The organism is Kitasatospora indigofera, assembly GCF_014655955.1.
Taxonomy (GTDB): Bacteria; Actinomycetota; Actinomycetes; order Streptomycetales; family Streptomycetaceae; genus Kitasatospora; species Kitasatospora indigofera.
In genome coordinates this window covers 83,667-100,119 of sequence record NZ_BNBO01000015.1, presented here as the reverse complement: position 1 = coordinate 100,119, position 16,453 = coordinate 83,667, and the positions used below count along the sequence as shown (strand labels likewise).

Annotated in this window: 14 protein-coding genes and 1 tRNA gene; 6 read left to right on the top strand and 9 right to left on the bottom strand. The window is 72.8% G+C overall.

Going from position 1 to position 16,453, the window contains the following annotated elements; genetic code table 11:
* Positions 1-486 precede the first annotated feature (486 nt).
* Positions 487-741 carry a cell division protein CrgA gene (gene crgA, locus IE329_RS15940; protein WP_073929226.1) on the bottom strand — a complete coding sequence of 85 codons (255 nt, stop codon included), beginning with the start codon at positions 739-741 and terminating at the stop codon, positions 487-489.
* Between the two features lie 212 nt (positions 742-953).
* On the opposite strand from crgA, the gene IE329_RS15935 reads away from it, so the two are divergent.
* From IE329_RS15935 to IE329_RS15915, 5 genes are all read left to right on the top strand, one after another.
* Positions 954-1,712, top strand: coding sequence for a DUF881 domain-containing protein (locus IE329_RS15935; RefSeq protein ID WP_373311206.1), 759 nt, complete (start codon positions 954-956; stop codon positions 1,710-1,712).
* 138 nt (positions 1,713-1,850) lie between these two features.
* Positions 1,851-2,027, top strand: coding sequence for a hypothetical protein (locus tag IE329_RS15930; protein WP_190211525.1), 177 nt, complete (start codon positions 1,851-1,853; stop codon positions 2,025-2,027).
* Positions 2,028-2,084: 57 nt separating this feature from the next.
* On the top strand, positions 2,085-2,747 hold the full coding sequence (locus IE329_RS15925) for an aminodeoxychorismate/anthranilate synthase component II (protein ID WP_190211524.1): 663 nt from the start codon (positions 2,085-2,087) through the stop codon (positions 2,745-2,747).
* A gap of 13 nt (positions 2,748-2,760) precedes the next feature.
* Complete coding sequence (locus IE329_RS15920) at positions 2,761-3,804, top strand: class E sortase (RefSeq protein ID WP_229927477.1); 1,044 nt, start codon at positions 2,761-2,763, stop codon at positions 3,802-3,804.
* 48 nt (positions 3,805-3,852) lie between these two features.
* A complete protein-coding gene (locus IE329_RS15915; RefSeq protein WP_373311205.1) occupies positions 3,853-4,638 on the top strand; it encodes a class E sortase in 786 nt (261 codons plus the stop codon).
* A gap of 309 nt (positions 4,639-4,947) precedes the next feature.
* Here IE329_RS15915 and pknB read toward each other — a convergent pair whose 3' ends face one another.
* The 6 genes from pknB to IE329_RS15885 form a co-directional block, all read right to left on the bottom strand.
* Positions 4,948-7,059, bottom strand: coding sequence for a Stk1 family PASTA domain-containing Ser/Thr kinase (pknB, locus tag IE329_RS15910; RefSeq protein ID WP_190211523.1), 2,112 nt, complete (start codon positions 7,057-7,059; stop codon positions 4,948-4,950).
* Positions 7,060-7,319: 260 nt separating this feature from the next.
* The gene (locus IE329_RS15905; protein ID WP_190211522.1) at positions 7,320-8,777 is read right to left on the bottom strand and encodes a peptidoglycan D,D-transpeptidase FtsI family protein; all 1,458 of its coding nucleotides are present in this window, start codon (positions 8,775-8,777) and stop codon (positions 7,320-7,322) included.
* Positions 8,778-8,854: 77 nt separating this feature from the next.
* A complete protein-coding gene (locus IE329_RS15900; protein ID WP_190211572.1) occupies positions 8,855-10,219 on the bottom strand; it encodes an FtsW/RodA/SpoVE family cell cycle protein in 1,365 nt (454 codons plus the stop codon).
* Positions 10,220-10,454: 235 nt separating this feature from the next.
* Complete coding sequence (locus tag IE329_RS15895; protein ID WP_190211521.1) at positions 10,455-12,038, bottom strand: PP2C family protein-serine/threonine phosphatase; 1,584 nt, start codon at positions 12,036-12,038, stop codon at positions 10,455-10,457.
* 293 nt (positions 12,039-12,331) lie between these two features.
* Positions 12,332-12,877, bottom strand: coding sequence for an FHA domain-containing protein FhaB/FipA (locus tag IE329_RS15890; protein WP_190211520.1), 546 nt, complete (start codon positions 12,875-12,877; stop codon positions 12,332-12,334).
* A gap of 13 nt (positions 12,878-12,890) precedes the next feature.
* Positions 12,891-13,781, bottom strand: a complete 891-nt coding sequence (locus IE329_RS15885) for an FhaA domain-containing protein (protein WP_190211519.1) — start codon at positions 13,779-13,781, stop codon at positions 12,891-12,893.
* 510 nt (positions 13,782-14,291) lie between these two features.
* Between IE329_RS15885 and IE329_RS15880 the strand changes: the two genes are divergently transcribed.
* Positions 14,292-14,375: transfer RNA gene (locus tag IE329_RS15880), tRNA-Leu, on the top strand.
* 136 nt (positions 14,376-14,511) lie between these two features.
* On the opposite strand, the gene IE329_RS15875 is transcribed toward IE329_RS15880, so the two are convergent.
* Together IE329_RS15875 and IE329_RS15870 are read right to left on the bottom strand one after the other, a co-directional pair.
* On the bottom strand, positions 14,512-15,669 hold the full coding sequence (locus tag IE329_RS15875) for a sensor histidine kinase (RefSeq protein WP_190211518.1): 1,158 nt from the start codon (positions 15,667-15,669) through the stop codon (positions 14,512-14,514).
* Positions 15,666-16,337: a response regulator gene (locus IE329_RS15870; protein ID WP_190211517.1), complete on the bottom strand. Its 672-nt coding sequence runs from the start codon at positions 16,335-16,337 to the stop codon at positions 15,666-15,668. The genes IE329_RS15875 and IE329_RS15870 overlap by 4 nt, the downstream gene beginning before the upstream one ends.
* Between the last annotated feature and the right edge of the window lie 116 nt (positions 16,338-16,453).

The following is a 16,453-nucleotide window of genomic DNA, read 5'->3' as shown; positions in this document are numbered from 1 at the left end:
CAGGCGTTGTCCACAGCGCGCGCCGTGCTGTGCACAAGTGTTTCGCACAGTGCTTTGTGCACAGTCGCTCTACGCGCGTCCTGCTGTGCGGCCATTGGGCCCCGGGGGTCCCGGCCGGCCCTGTGGACAGTACGGCGCGGGAAAGTTATCCACAGGACGACGGGACTTTTCCCCAGTGTGGATAACCATGTGGATAAGCGGAAGGTGTGACCGGGGGCCACCGCCGGGGCGCCCCGCGCCGGAGGCCCCGGGACTGCCGGCCGGGTACCCCGGGCGGCAGCGGGCAGCACTCGCCGGAGGCGCGGGACGGCGCCCGGGCAGCGCGGGGCAGCCCTGCCCGCCGCCCGGCGGGACAGGGCGGTCGAGGCCGGCGAAGGGCACGGCGGGGCAGTGCGGTGCCGACCGGGGCAGGGCGTGGCGGGGGCAGGGCGTGGCGCAGCGGGGGAGCACGGGGCCTGGCGGCCGGCCGGGCTCAGCTCGCGGGGCCTACTTCCACTGGGTGGAGACGCCGAAGCCCGCCGCGATGAAGCCGAAGCCCACCAGGATGTTCCAGTTGCGCCAGCTCTCCACCGGGTAGCTGCCGCTCGTCACGTAGTAGGTGACGATCCACACCAGGCCGACCAGGAACAGCGCCAGCATCAGCGGGGCGACCCAGCTGCGGCCTGAGCTGAGCTTCACCGCGGTCGTCGTGGACGGCGGCGGGGTGTAGTCGGACTTCTTGCGGAGTCGAGACTTCGGCACGAGGAGCTCTCCTGTCGATGCGCTGTGAGACCGCGCAGGGTGCAGCGGGGCGGGGCGGCGGCGGGGACTGACCGGGTGTGCGGGGCGCCGTACGGCAGGAATGCTCCGGACGGGTCAGGGGGCATACCTGCCGGGGGCTCCGCACATGCCACCGGCGTCCGTTAGCGTAGTGGTTCGGCGGGTCCGAAGGAGATAAGGGTACGGTGCCGAATTTGTCGATTCTCCCTGAACCTGCCCCCACCCGCGCCGGCGGTACCCGAATTGTCGGGCGTGCCCTGACCTGCGCCGTCTTCGCACTGGCGGGGCTGCTGTTCTACGTCAGCGCGCACGCCGCCCGCGGCACCGATCTGCGGACCGACGATTCACTGCTGCGGCTGAGCGACGTCATACGCCAGCGCAGCGCGCAGAACCAGCAGGCGCAGGCGCAGCTCGCCGATCAGCAGGAGCGGGCCGAGGAGCTCGCCCAGCAGCAGGGCAGCCCGGCGGACACCGCCTTGCTGGGGGCGCTGCAGCAAGGTTCCGCCCTGGAGCCGCTGGCCGGCCCGGGGCTGACGGTCACCCTGAACGACGCGCCGCCGAACGCGACCGCGCGCATCCCGGGGGTGCCCGCGCCCGGCGTCAACGACCTGGTGATCCACCAGCAGGACATCCAGGCCGTGGTGAACGCGCTGTGGCGGGGCGGGGCCGAGGGCATCCAGGTGATGGACCAGCGGCTGATCTCGACCAGTGCGGTGCGCTGCGTGGGCAACACGCTGCTGCTGCAGGGCCGGGTGTACTCGCCGCCGTACGTGATCAGGGCGGTGGGGCGGACGGAGGCGCTGCGGTCGGCGGTGGACGCCGACCCGACGATCCGCAACTACCTCCAGTACGTGCAGGCCTACGGCCTGGGCTGGAAGGTGCAGGAGAGCGGGGACCTGTCGGTGCCGGGCTACTCCGGCACGGTGGACCTGCGGTCGGCGACCGGCCAGTGAACGGCCGCCCGCCGGGCCGGTGACCGGGCCGCGCACCGCCCCGGGCCGTGGGCGCCGGGGCCGGAGCGGGCGACGGGAACCGCCGCCGCCCGGTGCGCGGTCTAGTCTTGAGCCCAACCTTTACGTCGAGGGAGCACCATGTACGGCTGGATCTGGCGCCATCTGCCGGGGAACACCCTGGTCCGGGCCGTCCTCGCGCTGCTCCTCGTCCTGGGGGTGGTCTACGTCCTGTTCCAGTACGTCTTCCCGTGGGCGGAGCCGCTGCTGCCCTTCGGCGACGTCACGGTGGACGGTCCGGAGGGCGGCGCCGGCTGACCGGTGCCGCGTCCTCCCACCCCACAAGTCCCCGCATCTCACCGGAGTAGCGTGCGTATGACCACCCCGCCGACCTCGCCCCGCATCCTGGTCGTGGACAACTACGACAGTTTCGTCTTCAACCTGGTCCAATACCTCTACCAGTTGGGCGCCACCTGCGAGGTGGTGCGCAACGACGAGGTGACGGTCGCCCACGCGGTGCGCCGCGACGGTGCCGACGGCTTCGACGGGGTGCTGCTCTCACCCGGTCCCGGTGCGCCGGAGGAGGCCGGGGTCTGCATCGAGATGGTGCACCACTGCGCGGGGACCGGGCTGCCGGTGTTCGGTGTCTGCCTGGGCCTGCAGTCGATCGCGGTGGCCTACGGCGCGGTGGTCGGCCGGGCGCCGGAACTGCTGCACGGCAAGACCTCGCTGGTCACGCACGAGGACGGCGGGGTCTTCGAGGGCCTGCCCTCGCCGCTGACCGCGACCCGCTACCACTCGCTGGCGGTCGAGCCGGCCACCGTGCCGGACGAACTGGTGGTCACCTCGCGGACGGAGAGCGGCGTCATCATGGGGCTGCGGCACCGGGAGCTGCCGGTGGAGGGCGTCCAGTTCCACCCGGAGTCGGTGCTCACCGAGGGCGGGCACCGGATGCTCGCCAACTGGCTGGCGCAGTGCGGCGACCCGGAGGCGGTCGGCCGTTCCGCCGGCCTCGCCCCGGTGATCGGTCGGGGCTGAGGACGTGACGGCGGTGCGCCCGGAGGGCCGCGCACAGGCCGGGGCCGGCGCGTACGGCGCCGACGCCCCCGGCGGTTACCCCGCGGCCGGTGGCCGCGCCGACGGCGAGCCGGACGCCTGGGGGGTCTACGAGCCGTACCCGGCCGACGAGATGCCCGAGTACCCGTGGCTGGCCGACCAGACCCTCCAGCTGCGGACGATCCCGGAGGCCGCCCTGACGGCCGGCCCGCCGGCGCCGGGCGGCGGCCGGGCCGAGCGCCGGCGGGCGGCCCAGGGCGGCCGCCTCGCGGTGCGTTCGGGCAGCGGGCGGCGCCGGGCGGCCGGGCGGTCGGCGGCGGGCCGGCCGCGGCCCGCGGAGCCGAAGGGCGTGGTGGTCGCCCGGATGATCGGCGAGCTGTGCATAACGCTCGGCCTGGTGATGCTGCTCTTCGTCTCGTACCAGCTGTGGTGGACGAACGTGCAGGCGGACGCGGCGGCGAGCGGTGCCCGCAGCCAGCTTGAGCACCAGTTCGACACGGCGGGCCAGCCGGGCGCCGGGGCTCCGGCACCGGACCCGAACAAGCCGCCGGAGGCCTTCGCGCCGGGCAAGGGCTTCGCGATCATCCACCTGCCCAAGCTCGGGCTGAGCGTGCCGATCGCCGAGGGCACCGGCAAGGCCCAGGTGCTCGACAAGGGCCTGGTGGGCCACTACACGGGTACCGCGATGCCCGCGGACAAGGCGGGCAACTTCGCGCTGGCCGCGCACCGCAACACCCACGGCGAGCCGTTCCGGTACATCAACAAGCTGGCCAAGGGCGACAAGATCGTGGTGGAGACCGCGACCGCGTACTACACGTACGAGGTGACGAGCGGGATCCCGGAGACGCCGCCGTCGAACATCGGGGTGATCCAGCCGGTCCCGAAGGGCGCCGGGTTCACCAAGGCCGACCGGTACATCACGTTGACCACGTGCACGCCGGAGTTCACCTCCAAGTACCGGCTGATCGTCTTTGGCAAGATGGTCGAGGAGCGGCCGCGCGGTGAGGGCAAGCCCGCCGCACTGACGGGTGGTCAGTAGCCGGCGGCGGCCCGGCAGCGGGCCCCGAGCACAGCGAGGCGGAGCAGCGTGAGCCAGCAGTCGACGGACCCCTTGGACGGACTCGCGGACGAGACCGGTGACGAGAACGGGGACGGCCCGGCGGACGCGCCGGCGGGCCGGTCCGCCCGGCGGGGGCCGGCGATGGTGGCGCTCGGGGTGTTCGGCGAGCTGCTGATCACCCTCGGGCTGCTGCTGGCCCTGTTCGCCGTCTACTCCCTGTGGTGGACGAACGTGCAGGCGGACCGGAGCGCCGACCTGGCCTCCGACAAGCTGCGCAGCGCCTGGTCGGCGCCGCCGTCCGCCGCCCCGCCGGCCCGTACCTACGCGGCGGGGGACGGCGTCGGGTTCCTGCACGTGCCGGCGATGGGCGCGGGCTACCAGGTGCTGATCCGGATGGGCACGGACGCCGACACGCTGGCCGAGGGGGTGGCCGGGGTGTACGAGACCCCGTACCGCTCGGCGATGCCCTGGGACCCGAGCGGCAACTTCGCGCTGGCGGCGCACCGGGACGGGCACGGCGCCAAGTTCCACGACCTGGACGCGCTGAAGCCGGGTGACGCCGTCGTGGTGGAGACCCAGGACAGCTGGTACGTCTACCGGGTGGACGAGACCCTGCCGGAGACCTCCAAGTACGACACCGGCGTGGTCGCGCCGGTGCCCGAGGGGTCGTCGTACCACTCCCCCGGGCGCTACATCACCTTGACGACCTGTACGCCGGTCTACACCTCGCGTTACCGGATGGCGGTCTGGGGCAGTCTGGTGCGGGTGGACCCGGTCGACGCGGCGCGCACGCCGCCGGCCGAACTGCGCTAGGCGCCGGCCGCACGGGCTCCCCCGGGCCGCCGGACGGCGTTCTGCGGGCCGCGGCGGCGGCGCGGGGCTCCAGGGGCCGGGCCCGCCGCCGACGGGCCGCAGGGCGCCCTCCGGCGGCCGTCCCGCGTACCGCGCCCCCGCCGCCGTGCCATCCCGGTGCTCCCGCCGCCCCCGCTGCCGCCCCCGCGGCCGACGCCGGAACGCCGGAGGGGCCGCCGGCGCCCGGTGGCGTCGGCGGCCCCTCCGGGCAGCTGTCCTGCGGTGAGCGGCTCGGCCGCTCGGGTGTCACGGGTCGGACGGGGTCAGCCGTTACGGCCGGTTCGGGGACGGTGTGGGGTCGTTCCCTTTGGGGCCCGGCATCGTCTGCAGCTGGATCGGCGTGTTCGGGTCGACCAGCTCGTTGGCGCCCGGGCTGTACCGGACGACGATGTTGTCGTTGTCGCCGCCCGCGCCGGCGAAGGTCCACTGCAGGCCGGCGGCCTTCAGCTGGGCCATCGCGTCCTTGACCGTCTTGCCCTGGAGGTCGCCGGGCACCGGGATCTTGTCCGGGGTCTTGAAGACCGTCAGGACGATCTTCGTCCCGGTGGCGGCCTTGCCGTTGGCGGGCGGGTTCTGCGAGGCGACCAGGCCGTTCTTGCTCGGGTCGGGGGCCGCGACGGTCTTGCTGGCGTCCACCTGGAAGCCGGCGTCCTGAAGGGCCTGGGTGGCGGACGCCACCGGCTGGCCGACCACATTGGGAACGTCGACCTTGGACTTGCCCTGGGAGATCGTCAGCTTGACCGGGGCCGCCGGGTCGGCGGCGCCGTTGGCCGGCGGGTCCTGGGCGGTCACCTGGTCGAGCGGGGCGGAGTCGTCGTTCTTGTACTCGGTGGTGACGTTGGCGAAGCCGGCGTCCTGGAGGGCCTTGGTCGCGGCGTCCTTGGCCTTGCCGACCACGCCCGGCACGGTGGCCTTGGCCGGGCCGGAGGACAGCCGGACGGTGATGGTGCCGGTCTCCGCCATCTGGGTCCCGGCGACCGGGTCCTGGTTGCAGACCTGGGCCTTCTGGATCTTGGTGTCGGGGCAGGCCACCGGCTCGCCCTCGGTGACCACCAGCTTGCCGCCGGCGCCCTGGGCGGCCGTCTTGGCGTCCGCCAGGCTCTTGCCGACCAGGGTGGGCGCCGTGATCTTGGCGTCCTCCTTCTTGCCGCCGCCGAACATCGCCTGCGCGACGAAGAAGGTGCCGACCAGGACCAGCACCGCCGCCACGGCCAGCACGATCCAGGAGGTGTTGCTCTTCTTCGGCGGCTGCTCGCCCCGTCGGGCGGCCCGGCCGTAGCCGTCGTCGTAGCCGTCGTTGCCGCCGCCCTGGCCCTGGTAGCCGCCGTCGTCCTGGTAGCCGCCCTGCGGGCCGTAGCCCTGCTGCGGGGAGCCCACCTGGGGCAGCACCGTGGTGGGGCCGCCGCCGGGCTGCTGCGGGAGCATGTTGGTCTGGCCGTACGGGTCGTGCTGGGCGTACTGGCCGTTCTGGCCGTTCTGGTCGTAGCCGTACCCGCCGGCCGCGCCCATGCCGTACGCGGCCTGCTGGGCCGCCGCCACCGGCAGGCCGTCGAGGAAGCGCTCGATGTCGTCGCGCATCTCGTCGGCCGACTGGTACCGGTAGTCGCGGTCCTTGGTGAGCGCCTTCAGCACGATCGCGTCGATCTCGGGCCGCAGCTCGGGGTCGTAGACGGACGGCGGCTGGGCCTCCTCGCGGACGTGCTGGTAGGCCACCGCGACGGGCGAGTCGCCGACGAACGGCGGGCGTACGGCGAGCAGCTCGTAGAGCAGGCAGCCGGTGGAGTAGATGTCGGAGCGCGCGTCGACCTGCTCGCCCTTGGCCTGCTCGGGGGAGAGGTACTGGGCGGTGCCGATGACGGCCGAGGTCTGGGTCATCGTCATGCCGGCGTCGCCCATCGCACGGGCGATGCCGAAGTCCATGACCTTGACGTTGCCCTGCCGGGTGAGCATCACGTTGGCGGGCTTGATGTCGCGGTGCACGATGCCGGCCCGGTGGGAGTACTCCAGGGCCTGGAGGATCCCGATGGTCATCTCCAGCGCGCGCTCCGGCAGCAGCCGTCGGCCGGAGTGCAGCAGCTCGCGCAGGGTGGAGCCCTCGACGTACTCCATCACGATGTACGGGATGGAGATGTTGTCGATGTAGTCCTCGCCGGTGTCGTACACGGCGACGATGGCGGGGTGGTTGAGCGATGCCGCGGACTGGGCCTCGCGGCGGAACCGGGCCTGGAACGACGGATCCCGGGCCATGTCGGCCCGGAGCGTCTTCACTGCGACGGAGCGGCCGAGCCTGGTGTCATGGGCGAGGTACACCTCGGCCATGCCGCCGCGTCCGAGGACGCCGCCGAGCTCGTACCTGCCGCCTAGGCGACGAGGCTCTTCCATAGTTCCGACCCTCTCCCTCACCGGCCGGTGAGGATGTGACGTAGGTGTCCCCGCACGCTCTGTGTGACGCCGTCCGGGCCACGGTGGTTCTGAGACACGGACCCCACGGCGTCCCGCAGGCGGCAACGGGCACACCCGCTGCTTGCGGATACGCTACCGGTCCCGCCCGGCACAACCGGGGTCGGCCGGAGGCCGATACCAGACCGGTATCGGAACGGGGCTCCCGATTGTGACAATCCACGCACCCGGGGCCCGCCGGGTCACTTGCCGAGCGTGGCCTGCATCACAGCCTTGGCGATCGGGGCCGCGAGCCGCCCGCCGCTGATCCCGTCGCGGTTGTTGGAGCCGTCCTCGACGACCACGGCGACCGCCACCGACTTGTTGTCGGCGCCCTTGGCGTAGGAGACGAACCAGGCGAACGGGGTGCCGCTGTTGTCCTCGCCGTGCTGGGCGGTGCCGGTCTTGCCGCCGACCGTGAGGCCGGGGATCTGGGCGTTCTTGCCGGTGCCGTTCTGCACCACGCTGACCATCATGTCCTGCAGCTTCTGCGCGGTGGCCGGGCTGATCGCCTGGCCGAGCTGCTTGGCGCTGTGCTGGGAGATGGTGGTCAGGTTGGCCGACCGCTCCTGGGCGACCAGGTACGGCTGCATCAGCGAGCCGTTGTTGGCGATGGCCGAGGCGACCATGGCCATCTGCAGCGGGGTGGCGCGGGTGTCGTGCTGGCCGATCGAGTCCAGCGCGGTGCCGTCCGGGCTGGAGCCCTTCGGGTAGAAGCTCTGCACGGCCCGGATCGGCGTGTCGACGGTGGTGTTGAAGCCGAACTTCTCGGCCTGCTCGCGCATCTTGTCGCGGCCGAGGTCGGCGCCGATCTTGCCGTAGACGGTGTTGCAGGAGTAGTCCATGCCGACCTTGAGCGTCGCGCCCTCGCAGGGCTCGTTGGCGCTCTCGTTCTTCAGCTCCTGGCTGGTCCCCGGCAGGATGTACGGGTCGGGCGTCTCGGTCTTGTCGTCGACGTTCTGGAAGACGTTGTTCTCGAACGCCGCCGCCGCGGTGACCAGCTTGAAGGTGGAGCCGGGCGGATAGGTCTCGCGCAGCGCCCGGTTGAGCATCGGCTTGTTGGGGTCGGCGTTGAGGTCGGTCCAGGCCTTGGTGTCCGCGTCGCCGCCGCCGGCGAAGGTGCCGGGGTCGTACGAGGGGGTGGAGACCAGCGCGAGGATGGCGCCGGTGGCCGGGTCGAGGGCGACCACCGCCCCCTTCTTGCTGCCGAGGCCTTCGAAGGCGGCCTTCTGGGCCTTGGCGTTGATCGTGGTGACCACGTCGCCGCCCTGCTTCTCCTTGCCGGTCAGCATGTCCAGGGTGTTGCGGAAGAAGAGCCGGTCGTCGGTGCCGGCCAGGAAGCCGTCCTCCAGGGACTCCAGCTGGCTGCTGCCGAAGGACTGCGAGGAGTACCCGGTGACGGGGGCGTAGAGCGCCCCGTTGACCCAGGAGCGCTTGTACTTGTAGCGCAGGCCGTCGACGAAGTCGGAGCTGGTGACGCGCTCGCCGTCGACGATGATGTTGCCGCGCGGGTAGGCGTACCGGTCGTACTTGTTGCGGTCGTTGTGGGTGTTGGAGGCGAGGCTGTCGGCCTGCACCCCCTGCACCCAGTTGGTGCGCACCATCAGGGCCAGGATCAGCACGAGGCAGAAGATCGAGACCCGGCGAATGGGCTTGTTCATGAGACGGGTCCCCTCCTCGTACTGCTCGCAGCAGTGGGTCGCCGGGTGTCCGGCCGGTCAGTCGGTCGCACAGGTCATCACGTTTCGCTGGCCGGGGCCGGTTCCACCCCGGGACGGCGGGCACTGTCGCTGATCTTCAGCAGGATGGCGATCAGGGCCCAGTTGGCCACCACGGACGAACCGCCCTGGGCCATGAACGGCATGGTCATACCGGTCAGCGGGATCAGCCCGGTGACGCCGCCGGCCACCACGAAGACCTGCAGCGCGAGCGCCGAGGACAGCCCGACGGCGAACAGCTTGCCGAACGGGTCGCGGGCGGCGATCGCGGTGCGCAGGCCGCGCTGCACGATCAGGGCGTAGACCATGAAGATCGCCATCAGGCCGGTCAGCCCGAGCTCCTCGCCGAAGGAGCCGATGATGAAGTCGCTCTTCGCGGCGAAGCCGATCAGGTAGGACCGGCCCTGGCCGAGTCCGGAGCCGGTGGCCCCGCCGGATCCCATGGCGAACAGGGCTTGGCCGATCTGGTCGCTGGCGCCCTTCGGGTGGTCGGGGGCGAAGGCGGCCATCGGGTCGAGCCAGGCGTCGATCCGGGTCTTCACGTGGCTCGCGGTGGAGCCCACCACGACGGCCCCGCCGACGGACATCAGCAGGCCGAAGACGATCCAGCTGGTCCGCTCGGTGGCGACGTACAGCATCACCACGAACAGGCCGAAGAACAGGAAGGACGAACCGAGGTCGTTCTCGAAGACCAGGATCAGCAGGCTGACCAGCCAGATCGCGATGATCGGGCCGAGGTCCCGGCCGCGCGGCAGGTACAGGCCCATGAACCGCCGGCTGGCGAGCGCCAGCGCGTCCCGCTTGACCATCAGGTAGCCGGCGAAGAACACGGTCAGGATGATCTTGGCGAACTCGCCCGGCTGGAAGGACAGCGGGCCGAGGTGGATCCAGATCTTGGCGCCGAAGTCGGCCTCCCTGGACGGGAAGAACGCGGGCGCGGCCAGCAGCACCAGCGCCACCGCCATCGAGATGTAGGTGTAGCGCTGCAGCACCCGGTGGTCCTTCAGGAACACCATCACCACGATGAAGAAGGCGATGCCCAGACCCGACCACATCAGCTGGTTGGGCGCCGCCGGGTAGTTCTTGGAGAGCAGCTTGCCGGCCTTGTCCAGCCGCCAGATCATCACCACGCCGAGCCCGTTGAGCAGGGTGGCGAGCGGCAGCAGCAGCGGGTCGGCGTACGGCGCCCAGCGGCGCATCACCAGGTGCGCGACCAGGGCCAGCGCGCCCATGCCCAGGCCGTAGCCGAGCATGCCGGCCGGCAGGCTGCCGTCGATCGCCAGGCCCACGTTGGCGTACGCGAGGACGGGCAGCAGCACCGCGAAGGCCAGCAGGGCCAGCTCGGTGTTGCGCCGGTTCGGGGTGCCCTGCGGGGTGATGGTGATGTTGCCGCGCCGGCGCCGGGCGCCGGCCGGGGCGCCGCCCGAGGGTGCCCCGGGGGCCGGCGGACGGTCGCCGGACTGGCTGTTCGGGCCGCTGCTCAGGTCATAGGTGCTCACGTGGTGGCCGCTCCCCGACGGCTGGCGGGCCCGCGTACGGCGGAGCCGGTACTGCTCGGTTGGTGCTGTCTGCGACGGCCGGCCGCCGGTGCGCGGCCGGCCGGGCCGGGACTGCCCGCCGTCACGGCGTCGGGCAGGAGGCGGCCTTCTTCTGCTCCTCCTCGGTCAGGGTCGGCACCTCGCCCTGCGGCGAGACCGCCGGCGCGGCCGTGGCCGTCGCCGTGGGCGAGGCCGCCGCGACCGCCGGGGTGGGGCTCGCGGGGTGGTTCAGCGAGGAGCTCGGTGAGGCGCTCGGCGTGGGGGTGGGCGCGGCCGCGGGCGGCTCGGCGGACGTGCCCGGCGCGGGCCTGGCGCCCTCGGAGACCTTGCGGCAGACCGTGGCCTGCTCCTGGAGCTGCTTCACCTTGTCGTTCGCGTCGCCGAGGCTGACGGCGGCGATCGTGTTGGTGACGTGGGTGCGCTGGTCCGGCGGCAGGAACTTCACCTGGACGTCGCCGAAGGACTGGTGCACCGAGGACAGGCTCAGCCCGGCCAGGTTCTGGTTGATGCCCTGGTAGACCGCGACGTGGTCGCCGTCGACGCCGACGTAGTACTGGTCCTGCGTCCAGCGCCAGCCGAAGTAGCCGGCGCCGGCCAGCAGGCCGAGCGTGACCAGGCCGATCACCGAGCGCTTCGCCCACTTGCCCTTGCGGACGGGCCCGTCCTCGTCCTCGTCGGCGTAGCCGGGCTGCTCGGCGCCGTACGCGCCGTAGCCGCCCTCGTAGCCCTCGGCGGGACCGAAACCGCCCGGGGCGGCGCCGTAGCCGCCCTCGTAGCCCTCGGCCGGGCCGAAAGCACCCTGCGGGGGGCGGCCGAGGCCGGCCGCGCGCCCGGCCGGGGTGTTGAGGATCGTCTGGTCGGCGGCCGAGGCCGGCGGGGTCTCGGCGACCGCGCCGACCACCACGGGGACGTCGCCGCGCAGGCCGCTGAGGGTGTCCGTGGCGCCGACGTCGATGACGTCCGCCACGATGCAGGTGATGTTGTCGGGGCCGCCGCCGCGCAGGGCGAGCTGGATCAGCTCCTGGACGGTCTGCTCGGGGGAGTAGAAGCTCCCGAGCGTCTCCTCCAGGGTCTGGTGGCTGACCGGGCCGGAGAGCCCGTCGGAGCAGATCAGGTAGCGGTCGCCGGCCCGGACCTCGCGGATCGACAGGTCGGGCTCGACCTGGCCGCGGCCGTCCAGCGCACGCATCAGCAGCGAGCGCTGCGGGTGGGTCTCGGCCTCCTCCGGCGTGATCCGGCCCTCGTCGACCAGGCGCTGCACCCAGGTGTGGTCCTGGGTGATCTGGGTCAGCGAGCCGTCGCGCAGCAGGTAGGCGCGCGAGTCGCCGACGTGCACCATGCCCATCCGCTGGCCGGTCCAGAGCATCGCGGTGAGGGTGCAGCCCATGCCTTCGAGCTGCGGGTCCTCCTCGACCATCTGACGCAGGCGGTCGTTGGCGCCCTGGACGGCGTCGCCGAGCAGGGTCAGCAGGTCGGCGCCGGGCACGTCCTCGTCCAGCCGGACGATCGAGCCGAGGACCTCGGAGGAGGCGACCTCGCCGGCCGCCGCCCCGCCCATGCCGTCGGCCACGGCCAGCAGCCGCGGACCGGCGTAGCCCGAGTCCTCGTTGCCCTCCCGGATGAGTCCCTTGTGGGAGCCGGCGGCGAAGCGCAGCACGAGGCTCATTTCCCTGCCTCGCTTCGCTCGGCCACGTCCACGCCGGGCGCGGAGCTCACAGGTGCCCACCGGCCGTCGGCCCGGTGGTGCCGCTCCCCCGGCCGGCCGGCGCGGGGGTGCGCCCCGGCCGCCGGGCCGGGGGCGTGAGCCCCGATGCTGCGCTCGCTCATGCGGTCCGTGTCCCCCTCTGGGCGTCGTCGGAGCTGCGGCGGATTCCACGGGAACCGGCGCGCACGGCCGCGACGGCGCTGCCGCTGCCGTCCCGGCTGGTCATGGACGGGGTCTTGTCCCTCATGCGCTTGCTACTTCCGCAGTTCGATGACGGTCCGGCCGATACGGATCGGCACGCCGGGCTGGAGCGGGGTGGGCGTCGTGAGGCGCTGCCGGTCCAGATAGGTGCCGTTGGTGGAGCCTAGATCCTCGACCGTCCACTGCCCAGTCTGATCCGGGTAGATCCTGGCATGCCGGGAGGACGCGTAGTCGTCGTCCAGCACGATCGTCGAATCGTGCGCCCGGCCGAGCGTGATCGTCTGCCCCTGCAGCGCCACGGTCGTCCCGGCCAGCGAGCCCTGCACCACGACCAGCTGGGTCGGGGCGCCCCGGCGCCGCGATGGCTGCGCGGGTGCGGCCGGCTGCCCCTGGCCCTGTCCCTGGCCGGGCCCGGGGCCCTGGGCGGGACGGCCGGGCGGCGCGGTGCCGGCCTGCGCGGTGGCGGCCCGCCGGGAGGAGCGCGGGTTGATCTTGGTGCCGAACAGGTCGCTGCGGATCACCTGGACCGCGACGATGACGAACAGCCACAGCACGGCGAGGAACCCCAGCCGCATGACCGTCAGGGTCAGTTCTGACATAAGTGGCCCGCTTCTACCCTTCGACCTGTCGGTAGACGATGGTGGTGGAGCCCACGACGATTCGTGAGCCGTCGCGGAGCGTAGCGCGCTGGGTGTGCTGTCCGTCCACCACGATGCCGTTCGTCGACCCGAGGTCGAGCACCATCGAGGGGGTGCCCGGGCGGATCTCGGCGTGCTTGCGGGACACTCCGGGGTCGTCGATGCGCACGTCCGCCTCGGTGGAGCGGCCGAGCACGCAGGCGTTCCCGGTGATCTGGTGACGCGACCCGTTGACCTCGATCCAGCGCCGGACGGCGGTGCCGCCGTGGCCCGCGCCGGGGAACGGCCGCACGTTGTTGCCGCCCGGGGCCGGCTGGTGGGCCGGGGGGGCCGGCGGCATCGCGGGGGGAGCGGCGGGCGGCTGCGGCGCACCGTACGGGGCCGCGCCGGGCTGCTGCCACGGTGCGCCGGGGGCGGCCGCGACCGGCGGGCGGCCGTAGCCGGGCTGCCCGCCCGGGGCCGGCGGCTGCTGGTGGAGCTGTTGCGGCTCCTCGGCGGCCAGGGTGCGGCTGCGGACCCGGTACAGGCCGGTGTCGAGGTCGTCCGCCTTCTCCAGGTTGACCTGGAGCGGGCCCATGAAGCTGTACCGCTGGGCCTCGGCGTACTCGCGGACCATGCCGGCCAGCTCCTGGCCGAGCTGCCCGGAGTACGGGCTGAGCCGCTCGTGGTCGTGCGGGCTGAGCTCCACGATGAAATCGTTGGGCACGACGGTGCGGTCGCGGTTCCAGATCGTGGCGTTGTTGTCGCACTCGCGCTGAAGAGCGCCGGCGATCTCCACGGGCTGGACCTCGGACTTGAACACCTTGGCGAAGGTGCCGTTCACGAGACCCTCGAGCCGCTGTTCGAACTTCTTCAGGACTCCCACGGGGCACCCCCTTCCAAGGGTTCGGTCGCTTGTCCGCGGACCGGGTCGGTTCGAACCCGGTCGCGCCTACTTGCGGTACTTCCGTACTGATCGTATCCACGCCCGGGCCATCCGTACGGTTCCCGGACCGCGTCGTACCCGGGGGTGGGCTCGCGCACACCACGCCCGCGCCGGTACCCGCGCCGGTCTTCGCCCCGGTGTCCGGCAAGGCAGGGCTACCCGGCCGAAGGCCCGCTCACCCCTCGCTCGCCTGTTCGCGGGGCAGCCGTTCGGATGCGCCCGGCCGCCGGGAGACCCTTCGGCCGGCCGCTGTCCGCCCGCCGGACCGGGCTTCGAGGGGTGGTGCCCGGGCGGTCCGGGGAAAGGGATTCGGAGGTAGCCCCAGGGGCGTGCTAATGTTTTCCATGTCGGAAGGGGCGGCCGCAAGGCAGCCGGACCGAAGGCCAGCGAAACACCGGAGACGGTGCGGAGCGGGTCGGAGGATCGGATAGCATCTACGACAACACCCATGCGCGGGTGGCGGAATAGGCAGACGCGCTGGATTCAGGTTCCAGTGCCCGAAAGGGCGTGGGGGTTCAACTCCCCCCTCGCGCACAGCGAAGCCCCGCAGATCTTCGGATCTGCGGGGCTTTTCTTTTTGTGCGCCCGCCCGCCTCCGGGGCGCGGCCCTACGGGGGTGAGGCCAGGGCACCGAGGTGGTGTTCCGGGGCCGGATTCCTGTGCGACCCGGTCAGTCCCGGGCGGCCGGCAGGTCGGCGAGGACTTCGAAGCCGCCGTCCGGGGTGGGGCGGGCGGTCAGGGTGCCGCCGAGGAGCTGGGCGCGTTCGCGCAGGCCGATCAGGCCGTGGCCGCCGCCGGGGAGGGTTTCGGCGGGAGTGCCGCCGGGCCGCCCGTCCGGTCCGGCCGGCGGGCCGTTGCGGACCTCGACCCGCAGGCGCGCGCCGCGGGCCAGCACCCGGACCTCCACGGCGGCGTCCGGCGCGTGCTTGCTGATGTTGGTCAGCGCCTCCTGGACCGTGCGGTAGGCGGCCCGCTCCACCGCCTCGGGCCAGGGCAGCTCCCCGGTGCTGATCTCGGTCTCGGCCGGCAGGCCGCTCTCCTGGATCAGCCGGCAGAGGTCGGCCAGCCGGGGCTGCGGGGCCAGCGGGACGTCCCGCCGGACGCCGGAGGCCCGCAGGACGCCGACCATCTGGCGCAACTCCTCCAGGGTGCGCACCGACAGTTCGCGGATCGTCCTGGCGGTCGCCACCGCGGCCGGGTCGGCGCTGCTCACCTGGAGGGCCCCGGCCTGGATGCTGATCAGGCTGACCTGGTGCGAGACCACGTCGTGCATCTCCCGGGCCAGCCGGCCGCGCTCGCTGATCAGCACCCGCTCGGCCAGCAGTCTGCTCTCCCGCTCCTGGCCGCGGGTCAGTTCGTCCAGCTTGGTCGCCAGCTCCCGCCGGGTCCGGGAGAGCAGGCCGAGGGCGGCCGGGCCGCCGGCCAGCATCACGCACTGGATCGCGTAGAGGGCGTTGTCCCGGTCGAGGGCGAGCGGGTGGTCGGAGAGCGGCCAGTGGAAGAACTCGACCAGGGCGAAGGCGGTCGCGGCGACGGTGGTCACCCAGGGCCGGGAGCGGTGCGCGGCGACCGAGTACACGGCGGTCACCGGCGCGATCCAGATGTAGTTCAGGAAGCTGCCCGGCAGGGTCAGCAGCAGCACCAGCACCGGGAAGCGGCGGCGCAGCAGCAGGGCCACCGCGGCCAGCACGGAGAGGCCGTTCTCCCACCAGGAGGAGTTCCGGGCCACCAGCGCGGCGTCCACCAGCGAGAAGAGCACCGGCAGCAGGAGGGCCACCCAGGGCGAGCCGGTCCAGGCGGGCCGCCGGCGGGGCCGGTCGGCGGTCATGCGCTGTCGCGGGGCTGTGGTTTCACCAGGCCGGCCCGGTGGGCGACCACCGCCGCCTGGACGCGGTTGACGGTGCCGAGCTTGCCCAGGATGGCGCTGATGTGGTCCTTGACCGTGCCGGTGCCGAGGAAGAGCCGGTCGGCGATCTCCGCATTCGACAGGCCCTCGCCGAGCAGCGCCAGGACGTCGAGCTCGCGGCCGGTGAGGGTGCGGGCCAGCGCGGTGGCGTCGGCGTCCGGCCCGCCGCCGTCCACGTAGCCGCCGATCACGGTGCGGGTGACGGTGGGGGAGAGGATGTTGCCGCCCGCGGCGAGCACCCGCACGGCGTGCACCAGCTGCTCGGGCGCGGTGTCCTTGAGCAGGAACCCGGCGGCGCCCGCCTTCAGCGCGGTGCCGATGTACTCGTCGGTGTCGAAGGTGGTGAGCATCGCCACGGCCGGCGGCTCGGGCAGGGCCCGCAGCCGGCGGAGCACCGAGATGCCGTCCAGGTCGGGCATCCGGATGTCGAGCAGCACCACGTGCGGGCGCAGCCGGCGGACGTCCTCCTCGGCCTGGCCGCCGGAGCAGTCGCCGACCACCTCCAGGTCGGGGGCCGAGCCGACGATCAGTCCGAGTCCCGAGCGGACCAGGATCTCGTCGTCCACGATCAGTACACGGGTCGTCGCCATGGTCCCTCCTCGGTTGCGGGCCGTCCCTGGTGCGGCCGGTTCGAGCCTAGGGCCCGCGCGGGGGCGTCGCGTACCGGCCGGGGGGCGGTGACCCCCGCCGAACGGCGGGGGTGTGA